The following is a 20,631-nucleotide window of genomic DNA, read 5'->3' on the forward strand; positions in this document are numbered from 1 at the left end:
GGCATGGGCGATCCAATCGCCGACCAGACTTCCCGGCACACCAGGTGCGTGATGGCACGATCGCGGCCACCTGCGCAAAGGTCCGTGATCGGACCCTCAGGAGACTATGCCAGGCGTGCTCCTCGCTGTCCACGTCGGCCCCGGACCGACGGCATTCCGTGGTGCGTGACGCCGGATCACGTGTGCCGGGCGCCCTCGTGCGCATCGTGCCCGGCGGGCTCCAGCTGGAGGGTGGAGTGTTCGACGTCGAAGTGCCCGGAAAGGCACTCGTGCAACTCGTCCAGGATGCGGCCGGTGTCGGTGAGCCGTTCGTCCTCGACCACGACGTGTGCGGAGAGCACCGGCACACCCGAGGTGATCGTCCAGGCGTGCAGGTCGTGCACGCCCAGCACTCCCGGCTGCTTCAGCAGATGGTCGCGCACCTCGTCGAGGTTCATGCCGCGCGGCACGGCTTCCAACAGGATGTGCAGCGCCTCGTTCAGCAGGTTCCAGGCGCGCGGCACGATGAAGGCGGCGATGGCCAGCGACACGACGGAGTCCGCCCGCTCCCAGCCGGTGGTCCAGATGATGGCGCCGGCGACGAGGACACCCACCGACGACAGCATGTCGCTGAACACCTCCAGGTAGGCGCCGCGCATGTTGAGGCTCTCGCCCTGCGCCCGTTGGAGCACGACCAGGCCCACCACGTTCACCGCGAGACCCAGCGCGGCCACGACCAGCACGATCGGTCCGGACACGGGGTGCGGGTCGAGGAGACGGTTGATCGCCTCGTAGGCGATGTAACCGCAAAGGACGAAGAGCAGGATCGCGTTGGCCGCCGCGGCCAGGATCTCCGCGCGCTGGAAACCGAAGGTGCGCGTGGAATTGGAGGGCCGGGCGGCGATCCACACGGCGAACAGCGCCAGCACGATACCGAACGAGTCGGCCGCCATGTGCCCGGCGTCGGCCAGCAGCGCCAGACTGCCCGCGCTCACCCCACCGATGACCTGGACGACCATCACGCTGACAGTCAGGCACAGGACGAGTACGAGTCGTCCGCGATGTTTGGCCGCGGCTGTCTGGTGCCCGTGTCCGTGGTCGCCCATGGGTCCTCCCGAAGTGGCCGCCGGGAACGTCCTGTACCCGTGACTGTTCAGCCTCCACTGTTTATACAGCCCCGACTGTCAATACAGCAATTCGTGTACAATGATTTTCATGTTGACCTCCGAGCAGCGTCTCTCCGCGATCCAGCGTCTCGGCCGGGCCCTGGCCGATCCCACGCGGTGTCGTCTGTTGTTGGCGCTCTTGGACGGGCCCGCCTACCCGGCCCAGCTGGCGGACCAGCTCGGCCTCACCCGCCAGAACGTCTCCAACCACCTCGCCTGTCTGCGTGAATGCGGGCTAGTCAGCACGGCGGCGCACGGCCGGCAGACGAGTTATACCCTCGTGGACGATTCGTTGCGCCACGCGTTGGATGATCTGCTTCGCGTGGTCTGGGGCGTGGCGGCCGAGCACGTGCCGCCGGGGGAGGCGGAACCGGTCGTCACCGGTTGAACGGTCCGCCCGGCTCCGGCGTGCGGCAAGGATGCGGCGACCCGCTTCGGTACCGTCTGCCCGCTCCGCGTGGCCTGGCCTTTCCGCCGGGCCGGTAGTCGCCGGACGCGTCGGGGGAGACCTCAGGACGGCAGGTCGTCCCCGGTGCACTGGGCCTCCATGGCAGCGTGCAGCGCCGCTACGCCGCGGACCAGTCCGCGCAGCGTCTCCACGTCGAGCGCACTGAGCGCGCTCCAACTCCGTTCCTGGCCGGTGCCCCACATCTCCGCGATCAGTGCGCGTCCCTCCTCGGTCAGGTCGATGCGGCGCACCCGTCGGTCCCTGGCATCCTCGCGTCGGACGACCAGCGACCGTGCGGCGAGCCTGTCGACTATCCCGGTCAGTGTGGCGACCCCCACACCGATGCCCTCGGCGAGTTCGTGTGCGGGCATGTCCCCGTCGATGGAGAGCAGGACCAGCACCTTCAGCTGCTGGATGGTCAGGGTCGTGGTCAGCAGGGGAAGCGACCGGTCCCGTGCGAACCTGCGGACCTGACGCAGCTCCAAGTCCCTGAGCTGGGAAATCAGCTCGTTCTTGATTGCAGCGGCGTCGTTGCCCGTGGTCATCTTTGTCGCGCTCATCCCTGATATGTCGGCGGTTGTCCCTGACTTACCCCTGATTTCTATCATTCAGGTCAGAAGTTCAATGTGACACGAAGTATTCTGAGTGATGCGTGCCCGGCAAATCACCACGAACATCCGTAAAAGGACTGCGTGGAACGCGGCGTTCCCCACCGCTCTGCCGCTCGTCGAAGCGGCGCCGCGTCCACCGCGAACACTCTTGTTGAGGAGCACACTCTCATGTCCAGATTGGCCAAGCTCAGCCTTGGCAACCGGGCGCTCATCCTGTTGATCACCCTCTCCTCGATCGTCTTCGGCGTCATCGCCGCGGGATCGATGAAGCGTGAGCTGCTGCCGTCGCTCGAACTGCCCATGGCCGTCGTGGCCGCCCAGTACCAGGGCGCCTCGCCCGAGGTCGTGGAAACCGAGATCACCCAGACACTGGAACAAGCGGTCAAGGGCGTCTCCGGGGTCACCGGCTACACCTCGACCTCCAGCACCGGGTCGGCCCAGGTGATCGCCGAGTTCGACTACGGAGATTCCACCGACGACGTCATCCGCTCCCTGCAGCAGGCCGTCGACCAGGTCCAGCCGATGCTGCCCGACGACGTGGACCCCGTCGTCCGCGCCTTCAGCATCGACGACTTCCCGGTCGTCACCCTGGCCGCAGGGGCGGGGGACGGTGATGAACAGGCCCTCGCCGAGCCGATCCAGGAACAACTCGTCCCCGAGCTCGAGTCCATCCCCGGCGTGCGTGGCGTCGACGTCTCCGGTGTGCGCGACTCCACCGTCGTCATCACCCCCGACGAAGACGAGTTGACCGACGCGGGTTACACCGTCAACGACCTCACTTCTGCTCTCCAGGCCAGCGGTTCGCTCTCTCCGGGCGGGCAGCTGACCGAGGACGGCAGCACCCTCAGCGTCACCACCGGGGGGAAACTGAACTCGGTCGAGGACGTCGAGAACATTTGGTTGGCCCCCACGTCCGCACCCGCACCCGCGATGCCCGGAGCGCCTCCCGCAGCGGCTCCCGACCCGGTCCGGCTCGCCGACGTCGCCGACATCGACCTCGTTCTCGACGAGGTCACCAGCATCACCAGGACCGACGGGCAGCCCAGCCTGGGTGTGTCCATCACCAAAACCCCCGAAGGCAACACCGTCGAGATCTCCGAGGCGGTCCGGGACAAGATCGACCAGCTTCAGGAGCAACTCGGTTCCGAGGCGACCATCACCGTCGTCTTCGACCAGGCCCCGTTCATCAACGACTCCATCGTCGCCATGGCAGAGGAAGGGCTCCTGGGCCTGGCCTTCGCGGTCATCGTCATCCTGGTGTTCCTGCTGTCGATCCGTTCCACGGTCGTGACGGCAGTGTCCATCCCGGTTTCGCTGCTGATGGCGCTGCTGGGGATGCAGTTGTTCGGCTACAGCCTCAACATCTTCACCCTGGGCGCGCTCACCGTCGCCGTGGGGCGGGTCGTGGATGACTCGATCGTCGTTCTGGAGAACATCAAACGCCACCTCGGCTACGGCGAGGAAAAGTACACAGCGGTGTTCACCGGCGTGCGCGAGGTCGCGGTGGCCATTACCTCGGCCACGCTGACCACGATCGCCGTCTTCCTGCCGGTCGGCTTCGTGGGCGGTCAGGTCGGTGAGCTGTTCCGACCCTTCGCGGTCACCGTGAGCATCGCACTCGCCGCCTCCCTGCTGGTCTCGCTCACCATCATCCCGGTGCTGGCCTACTGGTTCATGCGTCCCAAGGTCGTTCCGCCCGAGGATCTGGAGCGGGTCAAGGCCGAGGAGTACCAGCGCGAACTGCGCAGCCCGATGCAGCGCGCCTACCTCCCGGTGATCCGATGGGTCACCCGCCACCGGGTCGTCACCCTGGCGGTCTCGGTGCTGCTGCTCGCAGGAACGCTGGCGATGGTCCCCTATCTCAAGACCAGCTTCCTGGACGACCAGGGCGAGAACTCCATCAACGTGACACAGGAGCTCCCGGTCGGCACGTCGCTGGACGACGCCGACGCCGAGGCCGCCAAGGTCGAGGAGCAACTGGCCGAACTCCCCTGGATCGAGTCCTACCAGGCGTCCTTCGGCGCGGGGGACTCCGTCGCAGCGATGTTCGGTGGCGGGGGATCGGACTCGGTCTCCTACACGGTCACCACGGACCCCGACGGCGACCAGGAGGAGTACCGCACCAAGCTGCGCGAGACCCTCGACGGTATCGACACCGACTCCGAACTGCAGTTGCAGAGTGCACAGGGAATGGGCGGGACGTCCCTGTCGGTCGAAGTCCGGGCCGACGACCCCGCGACCCTTCAGGATGCCGCGGTCCTGGTCGAAGAGGCCGTCCGCGACGTTCCCGGCGCGGCCGACGTGACGAGCAGCGTTGCCGCCGAGCAGCCCGCCGTCGAAGTCCGGGTCGACGGTGAGAAAGCCGCGGACGAGGGAATGAGCGAGGGCCAGGTCGCACAGGCCGTGACCGCTGCCTTCCAGGGCTCCAACGTGGGCACTGCCACGATCGACAGTGTCGAGCGCGACATGGTGGTCCGTGTGGAGGACGCCCCCGGCAGCCTCAAGGCACTGCGCGAACTCGCCATTGCCACTCCCATGGGTGACGAGGTCGAACTCGCCGACATCGCCGACGTCGAGAAGGTGCTCCAGGCGCCCTCCCTGAGCCGTGACGGAGGGTTCCGCAGCGCCACGATCTCGGCCGTGCCGACCGAGGGCGACCTCGGCCAGGTCACCAGGGACCTCACCACGACAGTGGAGGAACTCGACCTGCCCGACGGTGCCACCGCCTCCATCGGTGGTGTCAGCCAGGAGCAGAACGAGGCGTTCGTGCAGATGGGCATCGCCATGCTGGTGGCCATCGCGATCGTCTACCTCGTCATGGTGGCGACCTTCAAGAGCCTCATGCAGCCCCTGGTCCTGCTGGTCTCCATCCCGTTCGCGGCGACCGGAGCGCTGGGACTGCTGCTGGTGACCGGGATCGCGCTGAGCCTTCCCGCGCTGATCGGCATGCTCATGCTGATCGGGGTGGTGGTGACGAACGCGATCGTCCTGATCGACCTGATCAACCAGTACCGCGAGGAGGGGATGGGCCTGAACGAGGCCGTCGTCGAGGGATCTCGGCACCGGCTCCGTCCGATCCTGATGACCGCCCTGGCCACGATCGGCGCGCTCACACCGATGGCGTTGGGCGTCACCGGTGGCGGTGCGTTCATCTCCCAGCCGCTGGCAGTGGTGGTCATCGGTGGCCTGGTCAGCTCCACGCTGCTCACCCTGATCCTGGTCCCGGTGCTCTACACCATGACCGAAAGCGCCAAGGAACGCCGAGGCGCGCGCCGCAACGCCAAGCGCGAGGCCAAGTTGGCACAGGCGCGCAAGCAGCAGTCCGCGGTCGGCGATGGGGAGAAGGACTCCGCCGAGGTCCAATAGCGAAGAAACGAATCACGGTGCCGTGTCCGCTTCCCAGCGGGCACGGCACCGCCGTTCCCGGGCGCGGTGCCCGAATCGTTCTCATGAACGCTGCCCGACGACCGTGCTTTGACGCACGACGGTGGGCGCGCCGATTTGTTAGAAGCAGGTAACGGAGGGCAAGCTTCGCCATATGGATAGTAACCATACTGACCTTGACGAGCTGGTTCGCGAGGAGCTCGGCGAGGAGCCGTCGCAGGAAGCCAAGGACTACGCCCGCCGGCTCTACGAGAAGTACCGCCTGCCCGACGGTCCGGTCGTCCCGGCGTCGCCGGGTGAGACAGCCGGCTGACACCCTGTGGTCCTCAATGGGGCCTCCCGCCGGGAGGTCCCATTCCTGTCCTGTCCTGTCCGGGAGACGGTCAGGGCGGGGAAGAGGAGATCTCCCAGATGAGCTCGAACCAGACCATCCTGCCCATGCCGTCCCTGCGGGGTTCGGTGCCCCACTTGGCGGCCAGCGCCTCGACGAGGTCCAGACCTCGGCCGTGCTCGTTGGTGTCGTAGGGGTCGCGGTGCTGCGGACACGGCAGCTCGGGGCTTCCCAGATCCCGAACCTCCACGCGGCTCCAGCCGACAGCGGTATACACCGTCACCTCGAATTTTCCGCCAGGAGTGCCCGAGGAGCTGTGTGTGACGGCGTTCGTGGCGATTTCGCTGGTCAACAAGGTGGCGGTGGGGGTCTCGGGTGAGGTGCCCAACTGTCGTTCCACGAAGCGCCGGGCGTGCTTGATCTGACTCGCCCGACCGGGGAATCGACGCCGCACCGGATCGCCACGGGAGTCGGAGTGTTGCGGTGCGCTGTGCTCGTTCATGGGACTCGCCGGGACTTCGGAGGGCGGATGGGCGGCAGTGGCCGCGCGTGACGGGGGGACCGGGGCAAGCACAAGGGGCCTGGCCGGGTACCGCGCAGGAGGGGCATCGGTCATGGTGATCACTCCCCGGCGGGATGAGTGAGGACTCATTTCCGCCGATCAAGCCGCTGTGACGTACGAGGAGACCAGCCGCCATGGTGTCCATGCCCTGCCAGGGTCACGGCGCGGGAAACACGGCGGATCTCTTCGGGGCAGTGCGTGCGCTTGCGGTGGTGAGTGTCGCGGCTGTCGGAATCGGGTTGTCCACGGCAAGGATACGCGCGCCGACAAGTCTTCGACCAGGTGGGGGGCGAACTGTGCCGAAACTGTGGAAAACCTGCCGGACCTGCTTTTTCGGCATCCCGGTTGCCCAGAGGCCCCACGCGATTGGCCGCAGAGCGGATTCGCCGTGTTCACCATGCATTCACGGCGTGGTCGAGCTGCTCCGGGAAGGTCGCGGGACCAGGCCGCCCCGTTGCCCGCGAATCCAGAGGCCAGGCCCCCTTTCGCCTGATACCGCGCCCCGCTCGGGAGCGGCACGACCGCCGCTTCCAGCTCACGTTCAGGAGGACCAGTGACCGACCCCGCACGCCGACGCCTGCTCCCGCTCATCGGGCACCCCGGTGGCCGCTCCCGTGCCACCTGCCGGTTCCGCTGCGGCGACGCCTGCTTCCACGACGCCCCCAACACCAGCGACAACCCCTACTTCGGGGACGTCTATTCGGGCGTGCTCTCCAGGCGCGGCGCCCTCGCAGCGGGCCTCGTGACCGCGGGCGTCTCCGCACTCGTCGCCGTCCCGGCCGCTCCGGTCCTCGCCGGAGCCGACCGGGGTGCGTCCCGGGGCCGTCCCGGTTTCGTCCCGGTCGCCCCCAACATCGACGACGTCGTGACCGTCCCCGCCGGATACGACCAACGCGTGGTCGTCCGCTGGGGCGACCCCGTCGTCCCGGGAGCACCGGCCTTCGACTTCACCGCGCAGACCGCCGAGGCGCAGGCCAAGCAGTTCGGCTACAACGCCGACTACGTGACCTTCGTCAAGATCGACGGGCGTCGCGGCCTGCTGTGGGTCAACCACGAGTACACCAATGAGAACCTGATGTTCTCCGGTTACACCGACGGGGCCGACGCGGACTTGGAACAGATCAAGATCGCCATGGCCGCGCACGGCGGCTCCGTCGTGGAGGTCGAGCGGGTCGGGCGCACCGGTGCCTGGAAGCTGGTCACCAAGGGGCGCCGCCCCTTCAACCGGCGCATCACCGCCACCACCCGCATGCAACTGACCGGTCCGGCCGCGGGGGACCGTCTGCTGCGCACCCACGCCGACCCCAGGGGCACCACGGTGCTCGGCATGCTCAACAACTGCTCGGGCGGTACGACACCGTGGGGCACCATCCTGACCGCGGAAGAGAACTTCAACCAGTACTTCGTCGGTGGCGAGGGGGTCGCGGAGCAGGCCAAGCCCGCGCTGAAGCGGTACGGCATCGCCACGTCGGGAGACACCCGCTCCCACAACCGTCGCTTCGACCGGGTGGACGAGCGCTTCGACCTGTCCAAGCATCCCAACGAGGCCAACCGGTTCGGCTACATCGTCGAGATCGACCCCTTCGACGCCTCCTACGTCCCCCGCAAGCGCACCATGCTCGGCCGCTTCAAGCACGAGGCCGCCAACACCAGGACCACCACCGATGGCCGGGTCGCGGTCTACATGGGGGACGACGAGCGTTTCGACTACATCTACAAGTTCGTCACCGCGAAGAAGCCCCGCAAGGGATCGCGTCGGCACAACGACACCCTGCTCGACTCGGGAACCCTCTACGTCGCCCGGCTCACCGGGAACAGTCCGGCCGAGGAGATCGACGGCTCGGGTGCGCTTCCCTTTGACGGAGACTTCGACGGCTCGGGGGAGTGGGTGCGGCTCTGCGACTCCACCCGCAGTTACGTGAAGGGCTTCACCGTCGCCGAAGTGCTGGTGCACACGCGTCTGGCCGCCGATGCCGTCGGCGCGACCAAGATGGACCGTCCCGAGGACTTCGAGGCCAGCCCGGTGACCGGCAAGGTGTACTGCGCACTCACCAACAACTCTGCCCGCACCCCCGAACAGGCCGATGAGCCCAATCCCCGTGCGGCCAACAAGTTCGGCCACATCCTGGAGCTCACCGAGCGCAGGGGCGACGCCGGTGCCACCAGCTTCGGCTGGAAGGTCCCCCTGGTCTGCGGTGACCCCGAAGACCCGGCCACCTACTACGCCGGCTACGACAAGTCCGAGGTCGCGGCCATCTCCTCCCCGGACAACCTCACCTTCGACCGGCACGGCAACCTCTGGATCTCCACGGACGGACAGCCCGGCACCATCGGTACCAACGACGCCCTGCACGTGATGCCGGTGGAAGGACACGCCCGCGGCGCGCTCACGACCTTCGCGACCGTCCCGGTCGAAGCGGAGTGCTGTGGCCCCTTCATCACCCCCGACCAGAAGACCGTGTTCCTGGCTCCCCAGCACCCGGGGGAGGACGGAACGGTCGAGGCGCCGACCAGCACCTGGCCGGACGGGGACTTCCCCCGCCCGGCGGTGGTCTCGATCTGGCACAAGGGCGGCAAGGACATCGGTTCCCGGTAGCCGGCCGCCCCCGGCGGCACCCCGGCCCGGGGTGCCGCCCCACCGCACCGACGCCCTGTTCCGTCCCTGTCGTGCCGTGTGCGAGGATCACGTTCATGGTGCACAGAGGCGATGTTCCCCGGATCGACGTCCCAGCGGCGGGGGTCTACGCGGCCGATCCCGACCGCTACGACCAGCGGATGCCCTACCGCAGGACCGGACGCAGCGGGCTGCTCCTTCCGGCGGTCTCGCTGGGGCTGTGGCACAACTTCGGCGACGATCGCGCACTGTCCACCCAGCGCGCCATCCTGCGCCGCGCCTTCGACCTCGGCCTGACCCACTTCGACCTGGCCAACAACTACGGCCCGCCCGCCGGATCGGCGGAGTTGAACTTCGGCCGGATCATGCGCGAGGACTTCCGGGCCCACCGCGACGAATTGGTGATCTCCACCAAGGCCGGCTGGACGATGGCACCCGGTCCCTACGGCAGCGGCGGGTCGCGCAAGTACCTGCTGGCCAGTCTCGACCAGTCGCTCGCCCGGATGGGCCTCGACCACGTCGATATCTTCTACAGCCACCGTTTCGACCCCGACACCCCCGTCGAAGAGACAATGTCGGCACTGGACCAGGCGGTGCGATCGGGCAAGGCGCTGTACGCGGGGATCTCCTCCTACTCTCCGGAGAACACCCGAAAGGCCGCCGCCATCCTGCGGGAGATGGGCACGCCGCTGCTCATCCACCAGCCTTCCTACTCCATGGTCAACCGGTGGATCGAAGAGGACGGTCTGCTGGACGTCCTGGCGGACGAGGGCGCGGGGTGCATCGCCTTCTCCCCGTTGGCCCAGGGCATGCTGACCGACAAGTACCTGGACGGGATCCCCGAGGGTTCCAGGGCCGGTGCCGGCAAGTCGCTGTCGCCGGCCTGGCTCAACGAGGACAACCTGGCCCGCATCCGTTCCCTTGACGGGGTGGCCCAGCGGCGTGGCCAGTCCCTGGCCCAACTCGCCCTGACCTGGGCACTGCGTGATCCCCGGGTCACCTCTGTGCTCATCGGGGCCAGCAGTGTCGCCCAATTGGAGGACAGCCTGGCAGCCACGCGCGCCCAGCAGCTGACCGACGAAGAACTGGCCGAGATCGACACGCTCTCCGCCGACCTGGGCATCGACATCTGGCGCAGCTCCAGTCGCCCGTGATCCCGAACCGGCACGCAGTGCCGACCGGCCGGGATGGGACGATGAACCGGTGACGACAATACGGGCGGCCCGGCAGTCCGACGCCGAGTCGATGGGAAGAATCTTCCACGCGGCCGCGATGGCCGGATGGTCGGGTTTCCTGCCCGTGGAGGAGCTGGCTGCCCGGAAACCGGACGGCACGCCCTACGTCCAGGCGATCCGCGCCCTGGAGACCACGGTGTTCGTCGCCGAGAACACCGACGGAGAGGTCGTCGGGTTCGCGATCACCCGACAGTCCCTGGACGCCGACGCGGCCCGGGGAACCGCAGAGCTGCACATGTTCTACGTGCACCCCGACCACTGGGGACAGGGGGCCGCGCGGCACCTCATGGCCGAGGTCCTGCGGTCCTTCCAGGAGCAGGGCTACCGTGAGGCCACCCTGTGGACCGCCCTGGACAATCATCGCCCGCGTGCCTTCTACCGAACCAGCGGGTGGTCGCTCGACGGCCGGCGCCGCTCGACCACCCGCTACGGGGTGACGTTCACCGAGTTGCGCCATCGAATCCACTGCGTGGCCTGACGGGAGAGCGCACCCTGGGCAACCCCGCGGGAGCGAGCACGCATGGGTCCTGCCCCCTCCGCGGGGCCATCTCCGGGGCGGCGAAAGCACATACGCGGCCCTGACCGCCGGATCACCCGGTGTCCGTCACTGATTGTGGCTACTCTGCACGTGAGGTCTCCGTCCGTAGTGTCCAAAGAAGTCCCGTGACGCTTTCTTGACATCTCGGTAACCGGTTGGTGTCGGAAAGTGCGCAAACTCGTGGACATTGGGCTTGCTGACCGTGGGCCGATAATCACAATACGTCTCAGTAGCTCATCGCAAATCCCATCAAAATGTCACTCTCCGTAATTAAATGGTGTGATCTGCTCGGGGATGGTGGTGAGGGCCGAGACCACTGAAGCGCCCAACAGGCGAAGGCGGGAGGCCCCACATGGGGATGTTCCTGGTCAGGCGACTAGCGAACTACGTGGTTCTGGTGTTCTTGGCGACCACATTCGCCTACCTGCTGGCCGCGACCACGCTCGATCCGCGCGCCAACTTCGAGCAGATGCAGCCGCCGCCCTCGCCGGAGTCGGTCGACGCCCGGCTCTACCAGCTCAACCTCAACGACAAGACCCCGTTGGCGGAGCGCTACACGACATGGGTCACCGGCGTCGCCACCGGCGACTTCGGGCAGACCATCCAGGGCAAACCGGTCAACACCGAGATCGCCCGCAAAGCCGGGGTGACCCTGCGCCTGATCATCGCCGGCACGATCATCGGCTGCACCACCGGAGTCGCCATCGGCGCCTACTCCGCGGTGCGCCAGTACCGGAAATTCGACAAGACGGCCACGGCTGCCGCGTTCTTCGTGCTCGCCGTGCCCACGGTCGTCATCGCGGTGACCCTCCAGGTCGCGGCGGCCTCGATCAACCAGGCGACCGGTGTGCAGATATTCCAGTACGGCGGTGAGTACACCTCAGGCCTGGACGCGGGGTTCTGGGGGACACTGGGCAACCGCCTGCAACACATGGTCCTGCCGACGCTCACCCTGGCCATCGCCCTCTTCGCGGCGTTCAGCCGCTACCAGCGCAACATGATGCTCGACGTCCTCGGGTCGGACTTCGTGCGCACCGCCATGGCCAAGGGGCTCACCCGCCGGGCCGCTTTGTTCAAACACGCGCTGCGCACCGCACTCATCCCCACCGTCACCTACTTCACCTTCACGTTCGGCATCCTGTTGGCCGGGACGACCTTCACCGAGAAGGTCTACGGCTGGAACGGGATGGGGGCCTGGGTCGTCGACTCGATCTTCACCAACGACGTCCACGCCGTCGCCGCAGTCTCCTGTTTCATGGCCGTGTGCGTCATGGCGGCCTCTTTCTTCTCCGACATCCTCTACGCCTGGCTCGACCCGCGGGTGAGGGTGGGCTGATGGCCGATCAGGCGCAGCCCGCCACCGTTTCCTGCGCGACTGTCCGCACCACGTTGGAGAAGAACCGATGAGCATGTCCGCTGAGCGCGTAGCGCTCGAAACCTCGACCGGACACGAAGGCGGCAGTGACGAGACCCGGGTCCCCGGCCGCTGGTCCGGGGTCCTGTCCCAGATGCTGCGCACCCGCCGCGTGGTCGTGGGACTGGTCATCCTGGCGCTCATGGCCGCCGCCGCGTGGCTGGGGCCGCTGATCAGCCCCTGGGAATTCGGAGAACGGGACTTCTCCAGCTTCCTCAAACCGCCCTCGCCCGAACACTGGCTCGGCACCGACAACACCGGTCGCGACATCTTCACCATCACGATGTCCGGTCTGCAGAAGTCGCTGATCATCGGCTTGCTCGTCGCGGTCATCACCACCACGTTCGCCGCCGTCGTCGGAGCGTTCGCCGGCTATTTCACGGGCGTCAGCGACCGGGCGCTCATGTGGATCACCGACCTCGCCCTGGTGCTGCCCAGCTTCCTGATCCTCGCCATCCTCTCCCCGGTACTGCGGACCAGCGGCTGGCTCGTCTTCGTCCTCCTGCTCGCCGCGTTCGGCTGGATGGTCACCGCCAAGATGATCCGGGGCATGACCATCTCGCTCAAGGAACGCGAGTACGTGCACGCCGCGCGCTTCATGGGCGTCCCGGCCTGGAAGATCATCTTCCGCCACATCATTCCCAACATGTCGTCGCTGCTCATCGTGGACGCCACCATCAACGTCAGCTCCGCGATCATCGCCGAGACGGCCCTGTCCTACTTCGGATTCGGTGTCCAGCCGCCCGACGTCACCCTGGGCTCCCTCATCGCCGTGGGCGCGCGCCAGGCCGTCACCCACCCGTGGACCTTCGTCTTCTGCACCGGCCTACTGGTCCTGCTCGTCCTGGCCGTCAACATGATCGGCGACGGGCTGCGGGACGCACTCGACCCCCAGTCCAAGTCCCGCCGGGCCTAAGGGAGGGAACCCCGATGAACAACACCGAGACCACGACCGCGCCCGACCCGGCCCCGACCCGGTCCGGCGACGTTCCCGTGCTCGAAGTCGACAACCTGCACGTCACCTTCCCCGGGGTGAACAAGGCCCCCGACATCAAGGCCGTGCGCGGTGTCAGCTACCGGCTCAACCGCGGCGAGATCCTCGGGATCGTCGGCGAATCCGGTTCCGGGAAGTCGGTGTCGTCCCTGGCGGCGATGGGGCTGCTCCCCGAGTACGCCGAGGTGACCGGTTCGGTCCGGCTCAAAGGCCAGGAACTGCTCGGCCTCGACGACCAGCGCCTTGCCAAGGTCCGCGGCAAGGTCATCTCGATGGTCTTCCAGGACCCCCTCTCGGCGCTGACCCCGGTCTACACCGTCGGCGACCAGCTCGCCGAGGCCGTCCGGGTGCACGACTCCACGGTCTCCAAACAGCAGGCGCTGACCCGGGCGGCCGAACTGCTCGCCCTCGTGGGCATCCCCAACGCGGCCCAGCGCCTCAAGGCGTTCCCGCACGAATTCTCCGGCGGTATGCGCCAACGGGTCATGATCGCCATGGCCATGGCCAACGACCCCGACGTCATCATCTGCGACGAGCCCACGACCGCACTCGACGTCACCATCCAGGCCCAGGTCCTCGAACTGCTCAAGACCGCGCAGCGCGAGACCGGCGCCGCCATCGTCATGATCACCCACGACCTCGGCGTCGTGGCGGGCTTCGTGGACCGCGTCCTGGTCATGTACGCAGGGCGCCCGGTCGAGATGGGAACCGTCGACGAGGTCTACTACCGCACGCGCATGCCCTACACGATGGGTCTGCTCGGAGCGATCCCCAGGCTCGACCTGGAGGAGAAGACCCCGCTGGTGCCCATCAAGGGCAACCCGCCCTCGCTGGCCGCGTTGCCCCCGGGCTGCCCCTTCGCTCCGCGGTGCCCGATCGCCCTGCCCCAGTGCTCCGCCGGAGAGCCCCAGCTTCTCACCATCGGAGCCCAGCCCAGCACCGCGGAGATCGACGCGGTCGGCCAGTCCCAGGCCGCCGCGTCCGAGCCGGCACGGAGCAGTACGGTCGAACACCGTTCGGCCTGTATCCGTTCCGGGGAGATCGACACCGAGAACTGGACCGCCGCCGACATCTACCCCCTGCCCGAGATCCCCGCTGACGCCGTCGCCCGGCTCCCCCGCGCGGACCGTCCGGTGGTGCTGGAGGTCGACGACCTCATCAAGCACCACCCCCTGCTCAAGGGAGCGCTGTTCAAGCGTCGTGTCGGCACGGTGTACGCCGTCGACGGCATCAGCTTCGACATCCGCGAGCGCGAGACCCTCGGCCTCGTCGGGGAGTCGGGGTGCGGCAAGTCCACCACGCTGATGGAGATCCTCAGCCTGGACCGACCCGCGCGCGGGAAGGTCGTGGTCCTTGGCAAGGAGTCGGGACGGCTGTCCAGGCGTGAGCGCTTCAAGATCCGCCGCGACATGCAGGTCGTCTTCCAGGACCCCATGTCCTCGCTGGACCCGCGGATGCCGGTCTTCGAGATCATCGCCGAGCCCCTGCGCACCCACTCCTACCCCAGGAGCAGGCTCAACGCGCGGGTCCGCGAACTCCTGGCCCTGGTGGGCCTCGACCCCGCGCACGCCTCCCGTTACCCGGCGGAATTCTCCGGCGGCCAGCGCCAGCGCATCGGCATCGCCCGCGCGCTCGCCCTGGAGCCGAAGGTCCTCGTCCTGGACGAGCCCGTCTCGGCACTGGACGTGTCCATCCAGGCCGGTGTGGTCAACCTGCTGGAGGAACTCCAGGCCAGGCTCGGCCTCGCCTACCTCTTCGTCGCCCACGACCTGTCGGTCATCCGGCACCTGGCCGACCGGGTCGCCGTCATGTACCTCGGCAAGATCGTCGAGATCGGCGACGTCCACTCCATCTACACCGAACCGGCCCACCCCTACACCCAGGCGCTCCTGTCGGCGATCCCCATCCCCGACCCGGAGAAGGAGCGGAGCCGGACCCACATCGTGCTGGAGGGTGACCTGCCCAGCCCGGCGAACCCGCCATCGGGATGCAGCTTCCGCACCCGCTGCCCGAAGTTCCAGGCGCTCCCGGAGAGCGACCGGCGGCGCTGCCTCTCCGAAGAGCCCGCCATCCGGCCCTTGACCGGAGACGACCACGCCACCGCGTGTCACTACGCGCAAAAACGCGTCGTCGTCTGACCCCACTCCCGGTTCCCGCGTGTACGCGGTGGACCGGTAACCCCCGAGGAGGAACTGCATGCGATTCAGGAAGAGCGCGGCGCTGACCGCACCGGTGCTGGCACTGGCGCTTCTCGCCAGCGCCTGTTCCGGCAGCGGCGACGGCAACGAGAACGGTGGCTCCGAGGAGACCCTCGCCGACATCCCCGCCCAGGACATGAACCCCCAGGAGCGCGACGCCGTGCAGGACGGCGGGACGTTCAAGTGGGGCCTCAACGAGTACCCCGCTCAGTACAACATGTGGCACCCCGACGGCAACCTCGCCAACGTCCGCAGGATCGTGTCCGGGGTCATGCCCATCGCCACCCTCTACGACGAGGCGGGTGCGTTCAGCGCCAACACCGACTACATCGAGGAGTACGGGGTCAGCGAGGACGGCCTCACGGTCGACTACACGCTTAACCCCGACGCCGTGTGGTCCGACGGCGAGCCCATCACCTGGGAAGACTACAAGGAGCAGGCCGAGGCGGTCGGCGGCGCGAAGGGCGACGACTACCTGGTCGGCAGCACCGACGGCTACGAGCAGGTCAAGGAGGTTCGCAAGGGCGACGACGAGTACTCCTTCTCGCTCGTCTTCGACGAGCCCTACGGCGAGTGGCCCAAGCTGTTCGACCCGCTGTACCCCAAGGAGTACATGACCGACCCCGACAAGTTCAACGAGGGCTACGTCAGCGAGCTCCCCGTGACCGCCGGGCCCTTCGGCGATGTCGAGTTCGACGACACGGCCGAGACCGTCACGGTCACCCGCGACGAGGACTGGTGGGGCGAGCCGGCCAAGCTGGACAGCATCATCTTCCACAACTACGCCAACGACGCTCTCGCCCAGGTCTTCAACAACGACGAGCTCGACGGGTTCTACCTCGGTACCGACGCGGCCGGCTACGCGCTGCTCAAGGACAAGGAGAACACCCGTCTCACCAAGGCCGTCAACAACGGCTACCGCTTCATCCAGCTCAACGGCGCCAGCCCCAAGCTGGAAGACGTCCGGGTCCGTCAGGCCGTCGTGCACGGCATCGACCGCTCCGCCCTGGCCCAGGCCTCGCTCGAAGCCGTCGAATGGACCACCGACCCGCTGGTGAACCGACTGCTGCGTTCCAGCCAGAACGGCTTCCAGGACAACAGCGAAGGTTTCGGCGAGTACGACCCCGAGAAGGCCGGGCAACTTCTCGACGACGCGGGCTGGGTCCAGGAGTCCGAGGGCGCAACGCGCACCAAGGACGGCGAGCCCCTGGAGATCCGCTGGGTCGCCTCCGCCGACCTGCAGGTCGCCAAGGACGAGGCCGAGATCGCCCAGGCCATGCTCAAGGACATCGGCGTGGACGTCAAGATCGAGGCGGTCCCGGGCAACTCGCTGTTCACCGAGTACGTCATCCCCGGAAACTACGAGGCGGCCACGTACGTCCTCACCGGAACCAACCCGTTCGCCGGCGACTCCTACGGCAACTACGGCGGACCGTTCGGTGAAACCGAGGAGGGCGAGCCCAACTGGGGCAACAACACCGCCAAGATCACCACCGACGAGGTCAACGAGAAGTTCGACGCGTTGAAGAAGGAGACCGACCCCGAGCGCTACGCCGAACTCGCCAACGAGATCGACCGCGCCCTGTGGGAGAACGGCCAGGCAGTGCCGTTCTTCCAGCGTCCCGGCCTCTACGCGGTCAACGCCGACATCGCCAACTGGGGCGAGCACGGACTCGCCTCCCTCATCTACACCGACATCGGCTGGGTCCAGGAGTAACCGAAAAGACCATCCGCAGCCGGACGACGAAGGGCCCCGCGCGACGAGCCTCGCGCGGGGCCCTTCCGCGTTACGACCGGCGTGCCGCGCGCACCAGCAGCCATCCCGCTACGGCTCCGAGCAGGGAGATCACCGCGCAGGCAAGGAACAGGGCCGGGTCGGGGTCGGGAGCGACCGCCGTCAGCGCCCCGTCCAACAGGGTCAACAGAACCGGTGCGCCCAGTACCGCCAGCGCGTTGCGCCCGAGACGGCGCCGTTCCGGAGCACGGTGCGCGAGGCCGGCCACCACCGCGACCAGCAGATAGCACACGAAGCCGATGCCGCCGTTCCACAGCACCGCCCCCTCGAAACTGCTCAGTTCCTCGGGAGAGGCGAGCCACACCACCGCCACGGTGCCGGCCACCTTGAGGGCGAACCACGACACCGATCCCACCAGCCACGAGACAATGACGTCCATTCCGTTTCTCCTTGCTCACGCACACTCGGTGTAGTCGACGTACTGGCGCTCGTCACCGTTCGGGGCCCCCAGGTACTCGGCGTCGGTGACGGTCATCGAGGTGTCCCCCCAGGTCCCGCCCAACCCCAGGCCCACCCCGACCTTCACGCTGGCCGCCACCTCCTGGATGTTGTTCTCGTTGGCGTACTCCGTGCGCGATGTCCGCCCGTTCTCGAACACCCACCGTTCGAACGGGCTCGGATCGGTCCCCAACTCGGTGGGGGCCATGGAGTCCCAGGTCAGCGGAATCACCTGATCGTCCACGATGAGCCCGATCCAGGACTCCACCATCGCGCGCTCCTGCGCCGTCTCGACCGGGAGTTCGGTCGTGGTCACCGTCGACCCGCTGCCTTCCGTCGCGACCTGTGACAGCGTCAGACCGGTGATCCGGCCCTCGGCATCGCGGGTCACGCTCATCAACCCGGTCCGCCCGCCGACCGGTTTCCAGCGACCGACCACCCAGTTCGCGCCCACACTCGCCGAGCCGTTCAACTCGTAGGTGGTCGTGACGCTGCCGTCGCGGTGGTCGGTGGACTCGTTGAGCGCGGCGGTCACACCGACGGCACCGTCGACCTTGAGCTTCGGGCTGATCGACCACCCCTCGATCCCGTCGTCACCGGTGGAGCCGGTGCCGCCACCGTCCGTCCCGGACCGTTCTCGGTCGTTGCCGATGCTCAGACCGGCCTCCGCGGTCGCCCGCACCCCCGACTCGATCCCGGAACGGGTGATGTGCGGGTCGGGGATGTCCGGCCCGGCGACCCAGTCCGTGATCCATCCGGCGATCGGACTGACGCGTTTGGTGAGGTCGATCTTCTGCTTGGTCCGGAGGTCCTCGGCGAGTTGGGCAGCCTCCTCCGGGGAGTCGAAGACCCAGGTCGAACCGTTGGGAAAACTGAGGTTTCCGGTAACGCCGACTTCGGCGCCCAGATTGAACGCCTTGGTGACGTTGATGCTGGCCCCGGCGCCGAGAGTCGCCTCCAACCTGGCCGTGTCGACGAGAGTCAACTGCGTGCGGCCGTCGGAGAAGGTCTCGGTGATGAAGGAGAACTCCTCGCCGAGGGTGATGAGCACCTCGACGCTCATCCCGCCCATCTCGGTTATACGGCTCTGCAGGCAGCGCTCCGGCCGGTAATCGGCATCGGCGGAGGGAGCCGGCTCCGGGTCGCAGCCACCGAGGTCGAGTGCCAGGCACACCGACCGCCGGATCGAGTCGGTGATCGGTCCCGGGGCGAGGGCGACCACGAGCGCGGACAGGACGAGGGCGGCGAGCAGGATGACGGCGACGTACTCGATGAGGCTGCCCCCGGCGTCGTCGCCCCGTAGGCGTTGCATACCGTGGACGCTAAGGAATCGGACCGCCGGGCGAACAGAAACCTACGACCCCATCCGGACCGGGCCCCAGGGCCCAAGCGCCTCAAAGGGCGCGGCTCACCCGAACCCTCCGGCGACCTCGGCCGCCAGTTCCAGGTAGGCCAGCCGGGTCGCCGGGCGCAGCCGCTCCAGTTCGATCGACGAACCCTGCTCCAGGTGCGGATCCTCCGGGACGCGCACCACTCTGCGGCACCGTCCGGCGAAGTGTCCCTCCAACTGGCCGATGTCCACGGTCGCGCCCTTGCCCGCTCGGGAGATCACCACGACGGCGTTCTTGGCCAGCAAGCCGTGGTCGTGCGCCTCCAGCCAGTCCAGGGTTGCCGAAGCGCTGCGCGCCCCGTCGACGGACGGCGGGCTGACCAGCACCATCTGGTCGGCCAGGGCCAGGATCTCGTTCATCGCGGCGTGCAGCATCCCGGTGCCGCAGTCGGTGATGCAGATGGAGTAGAACCGCTCGACGATCGCCGCGACATCGCGGTAGTCCGTCCCGCTGAACGCCTCGCTCACCGCGGGGTCCACGTCGGAGGCCAGGAACTCCAGCCGCGACACGGCCTGGCTGGTGTAGCCCCGTACGTCGGCGTAGCGGCGTACGTCCTGCTGGTTGTTGAGGAGGTCACGGACGGTGCGTTCGGTTCGCAGTTCGGCCGGGAGGCGGTCGGTGAGGGTGCCCCGGTCGGGGTTGGCGTCCACGGCGATCACCCGGTCGCCCCGTTCGGAGGCCAGTACCGATCCCAGGCCCACGGCCGTGGTGGTCTTGCCGACCCCGCCCTTCAGGCTCAGGACGGCGACCCGGTGGTGTCCACCGGCGATGGGGGACCGCGCCTGGCCGCGAAGTGCCCGCCGGTGCAGTTCGGCTTTGGAGTCCCCCGGGTTGATCAGTCCCCTGCTGGCGGTGAACAACGCCCGCCGCCATCCGCCACTGGGAGGCCTCTTGGCCGGTTTGAGCAGGTTCTCCGGGGTCAGGTCCGCCGTCGAACCGACGAAGAAGGCCGACGCGGGTGCCTGGTGCGGATTCGGGCGAGGAGCGGGGGAGGAGAAAGACACCGTTGCGCTTCCTAACACTGCTGTCGGCAAAGCGTGGGCATTGGACGCCGACCTGAATCCTACGCAGCGAGATGGGCCTGACACGAACCGAGCGGAGATTGGGCCCGGCAAGGAACCATTGGGCCCAACGCAGGGCCCTAAAAAGCTGGGCCCCCTTTGAGAAAGAAACATCGAAATTACCCCGCCGCCCCCGCCCCACACCCACCGCGAGGTAGTCGCATGTCGTTCCTCCGGCCGTCGCGTCCACGGCGAGAGACGGGAGCTGGGTTTCTGGAGTACACCGGCATTGCCATCGTCGTGGCCGAGATCGCCGCGGCCGTCATCTTCGCGGGCGGAGGCACCGTCGCCACGATGATCGGCGACGGTGCCCAGGGAGCTGCGTGCACCGCACTGGACCTTGAGGGCTGTGACACTGCCGAGCCGATGGGCGGTGTTGCAGAGACCCTGGACCTCGACTCCAGCCCGGCGGCCCCGGAGAAGGCATTGTCATGCTGGCCGTTCATTCGGCCCCCCCTGGACGATTGCGATC

At 67.7% G+C, this 20,631-nt stretch carries 16 protein-coding genes; 10 read left to right on the forward strand and 6 right to left on the reverse strand.

Annotated features, from left to right (window positions below):
* Positions 1 to 176: 176 nt before the first annotated feature.
* Entirely contained in the window at positions 177 to 1,085 is a 909-nt protein-coding gene (locus QSJ59_RS10260; protein WP_285758968.1) for a cation diffusion facilitator family transporter, read from the reverse strand.
* 109 nt (positions 1,086 to 1,194) lie between these two features.
* On the opposite strand from QSJ59_RS10260, the gene cmtR reads away from it, so the two are divergent.
* Positions 1,195 to 1,533, forward strand: a complete 339-nt coding sequence (gene cmtR / locus QSJ59_RS10265; protein ID WP_285758970.1) for a Cd(II)/Pb(II)-sensing metalloregulatory transcriptional regulator CmtR — start codon at positions 1,195 to 1,197, stop codon at positions 1,531 to 1,533.
* A 122-nt stretch (positions 1,534 to 1,655) separates the two neighbouring features.
* Here cmtR and QSJ59_RS10270 read toward each other — a convergent pair whose 3' ends face one another.
* Positions 1,656 to 2,153 (reverse strand): MarR family winged helix-turn-helix transcriptional regulator, encoded by a 498-nt coding sequence (locus QSJ59_RS10270; protein WP_285758971.1) that lies wholly within the window; start codon positions 2,151 to 2,153, stop codon positions 1,656 to 1,658.
* 219 nt (positions 2,154 to 2,372) lie between these two features.
* Between QSJ59_RS10270 and QSJ59_RS10275 the strand changes: the two genes are divergently transcribed.
* Positions 2,373 to 5,570: an efflux RND transporter permease subunit gene (locus QSJ59_RS10275; RefSeq protein ID WP_285758973.1), complete on the forward strand. Its 3,198-nt coding sequence runs from the start codon at positions 2,373 to 2,375 to the stop codon at positions 5,568 to 5,570.
* 172 nt (positions 5,571 to 5,742) lie between these two features.
* Positions 5,743 to 5,901, forward strand: coding sequence for a hypothetical protein (locus tag QSJ59_RS10280; RefSeq protein WP_285758975.1), 159 nt, complete (start codon positions 5,743 to 5,745; stop codon positions 5,899 to 5,901).
* Between the two features lie 70 nt (positions 5,902 to 5,971).
* Here the strand turns inward: QSJ59_RS10280 and QSJ59_RS10285 are convergent, their stop codons facing one another.
* Positions 5,972 to 6,421: an ATP-binding protein gene (locus QSJ59_RS10285; RefSeq protein WP_285758977.1), complete on the reverse strand. Its 450-nt coding sequence runs from the start codon at positions 6,419 to 6,421 to the stop codon at positions 5,972 to 5,974.
* A gap of 613 nt (positions 6,422 to 7,034) precedes the next feature.
* Between QSJ59_RS10285 and QSJ59_RS10290 the strand changes: the two genes are divergently transcribed.
* From QSJ59_RS10290 to QSJ59_RS10320, 7 genes are all read left to right on the forward strand, one after another.
* The gene (locus QSJ59_RS10290) at positions 7,035 to 9,077 is read left to right on the forward strand and encodes a PhoX family protein (protein ID WP_285758978.1); all 2,043 of its coding nucleotides are present in this window, start codon (positions 7,035 to 7,037) and stop codon (positions 9,075 to 9,077) included.
* A 95-nt stretch (positions 9,078 to 9,172) separates the two neighbouring features.
* Positions 9,173 to 10,249, forward strand: coding sequence for an L-glyceraldehyde 3-phosphate reductase (gene mgrA, locus QSJ59_RS10295; protein WP_285758979.1), 1,077 nt, complete (start codon positions 9,173 to 9,175; stop codon positions 10,247 to 10,249).
* 49 nt (positions 10,250 to 10,298) lie between these two features.
* A complete protein-coding gene (locus QSJ59_RS10300; protein ID WP_285758981.1) occupies positions 10,299 to 10,808 on the forward strand; it encodes a GNAT family N-acetyltransferase in 510 nt (169 codons plus the stop codon).
* 412 nt (positions 10,809 to 11,220) lie between these two features.
* Positions 11,221 to 12,204: an ABC transporter permease gene (locus tag QSJ59_RS10305; protein WP_285758982.1), complete on the forward strand. Its 984-nt coding sequence runs from the start codon at positions 11,221 to 11,223 to the stop codon at positions 12,202 to 12,204.
* 67 nt (positions 12,205 to 12,271) lie between these two features.
* Positions 12,272 to 13,198 (forward strand): ABC transporter permease, encoded by a 927-nt coding sequence (locus QSJ59_RS10310; protein WP_285758983.1) that lies wholly within the window; start codon positions 12,272 to 12,274, stop codon positions 13,196 to 13,198.
* 14 nt (positions 13,199 to 13,212) lie between these two features.
* The gene (locus QSJ59_RS10315) at positions 13,213 to 15,414 is read left to right on the forward strand and encodes an ABC transporter ATP-binding protein (protein ID WP_285758985.1); all 2,202 of its coding nucleotides are present in this window, start codon (positions 13,213 to 13,215) and stop codon (positions 15,412 to 15,414) included.
* Positions 15,415 to 15,472: 58 nt separating this feature from the next.
* Positions 15,473 to 17,191 carry an ABC transporter family substrate-binding protein gene (locus tag QSJ59_RS10320; protein ID WP_285758986.1) on the forward strand — a complete coding sequence of 573 codons (1,719 nt, stop codon included), beginning with the start codon at positions 15,473 to 15,475 and terminating at the stop codon, positions 17,189 to 17,191.
* A gap of 70 nt (positions 17,192 to 17,261) precedes the next feature.
* Here QSJ59_RS10320 and QSJ59_RS10325 read toward each other — a convergent pair whose 3' ends face one another.
* The 3 genes from QSJ59_RS10325 to QSJ59_RS10335 all read right to left on the reverse strand — a co-directional run bounded on the left by QSJ59_RS10325 (position 17,262) and on the right by QSJ59_RS10335 (position 20,102).
* Positions 17,262 to 17,648, reverse strand: a complete 387-nt coding sequence (locus tag QSJ59_RS10325) for a hypothetical protein (RefSeq protein WP_285758987.1) — start codon at positions 17,646 to 17,648, stop codon at positions 17,262 to 17,264.
* Between the two features lie 15 nt (positions 17,649 to 17,663).
* A complete protein-coding gene (locus tag QSJ59_RS10330) occupies positions 17,664 to 19,019 on the reverse strand; it encodes a hypothetical protein (protein WP_285758989.1) in 1,356 nt (451 codons plus the stop codon).
* A 96-nt stretch (positions 19,020 to 19,115) separates the two neighbouring features.
* On the reverse strand, positions 19,116 to 20,102 hold the full coding sequence (locus QSJ59_RS10335; protein ID WP_285758991.1) for a MinD/ParA family ATP-binding protein: 987 nt from the start codon (positions 20,100 to 20,102) through the stop codon (positions 19,116 to 19,118).
* Positions 20,103 to 20,631 lie beyond the last annotated feature (529 nt).

It is taken from the genome of Nocardiopsis ansamitocini (genome assembly GCF_030268225.1).
In the GTDB taxonomy this organism is placed as follows: domain Bacteria; phylum Actinomycetota; class Actinomycetes; order Streptosporangiales; family Streptosporangiaceae; genus Nocardiopsis_D; species Nocardiopsis_D ansamitocini.

What these genes read in the sequence shown, in the direction of transcription:
- QSJ59_RS10260 (WP_285758968.1), bottom strand. Translation starts at nt 1,085, where the DNA reads ATGGGCGACCACGGACACGGGCACCAGACAGCCGCGGCCAAACATCGC.
- cmtR (WP_285758970.1), top strand. Translation starts at nt 1,195, where the DNA reads ATGTTGACCTCCGAGCAGCGTCTCTCCGCGATCCAGCGTCTCGGCCGG.
- QSJ59_RS10270 (WP_285758971.1), bottom strand. Translation starts at nt 2,153, where the DNA reads ATGAGCGCGACAAAGATGACCACGGGCAACGACGCCGCTGCAATCAAG.
- QSJ59_RS10275 (WP_285758973.1), top strand. Translation starts at nt 2,373, where the DNA reads ATGTCCAGATTGGCCAAGCTCAGCCTTGGCAACCGGGCGCTCATCCTG.
- QSJ59_RS10280 (WP_285758975.1), top strand. Translation starts at nt 5,743, where the DNA reads ATGGATAGTAACCATACTGACCTTGACGAGCTGGTTCGCGAGGAGCTC.
- QSJ59_RS10285 (WP_285758977.1), bottom strand. Translation starts at nt 6,421, where the DNA reads ATGAACGAGCACAGCGCACCGCAACACTCCGACTCCCGTGGCGATCCG.
- mgrA (WP_285758979.1), top strand. Translation starts at nt 9,173, where the DNA reads ATGGTGCACAGAGGCGATGTTCCCCGGATCGACGTCCCAGCGGCGGGG.
- QSJ59_RS10305 (WP_285758982.1), top strand. Translation starts at nt 11,221, where the DNA reads ATGGGGATGTTCCTGGTCAGGCGACTAGCGAACTACGTGGTTCTGGTG.
- QSJ59_RS10310 (WP_285758983.1), top strand. Translation starts at nt 12,272, where the DNA reads ATGAGCATGTCCGCTGAGCGCGTAGCGCTCGAAACCTCGACCGGACAC.
- QSJ59_RS10315 (WP_285758985.1), top strand. Translation starts at nt 13,213, where the DNA reads ATGAACAACACCGAGACCACGACCGCGCCCGACCCGGCCCCGACCCGG.
- QSJ59_RS10320 (WP_285758986.1), top strand. Translation starts at nt 15,473, where the DNA reads ATGCGATTCAGGAAGAGCGCGGCGCTGACCGCACCGGTGCTGGCACTG.
- QSJ59_RS10325 (WP_285758987.1), bottom strand. Translation starts at nt 17,648, where the DNA reads ATGGACGTCATTGTCTCGTGGCTGGTGGGATCGGTGTCGTGGTTCGCC.
- QSJ59_RS10330 (WP_285758989.1), bottom strand. Translation starts at nt 19,019, where the DNA reads ATGCAACGCCTACGGGGCGACGACGCCGGGGGCAGCCTCATCGAGTAC.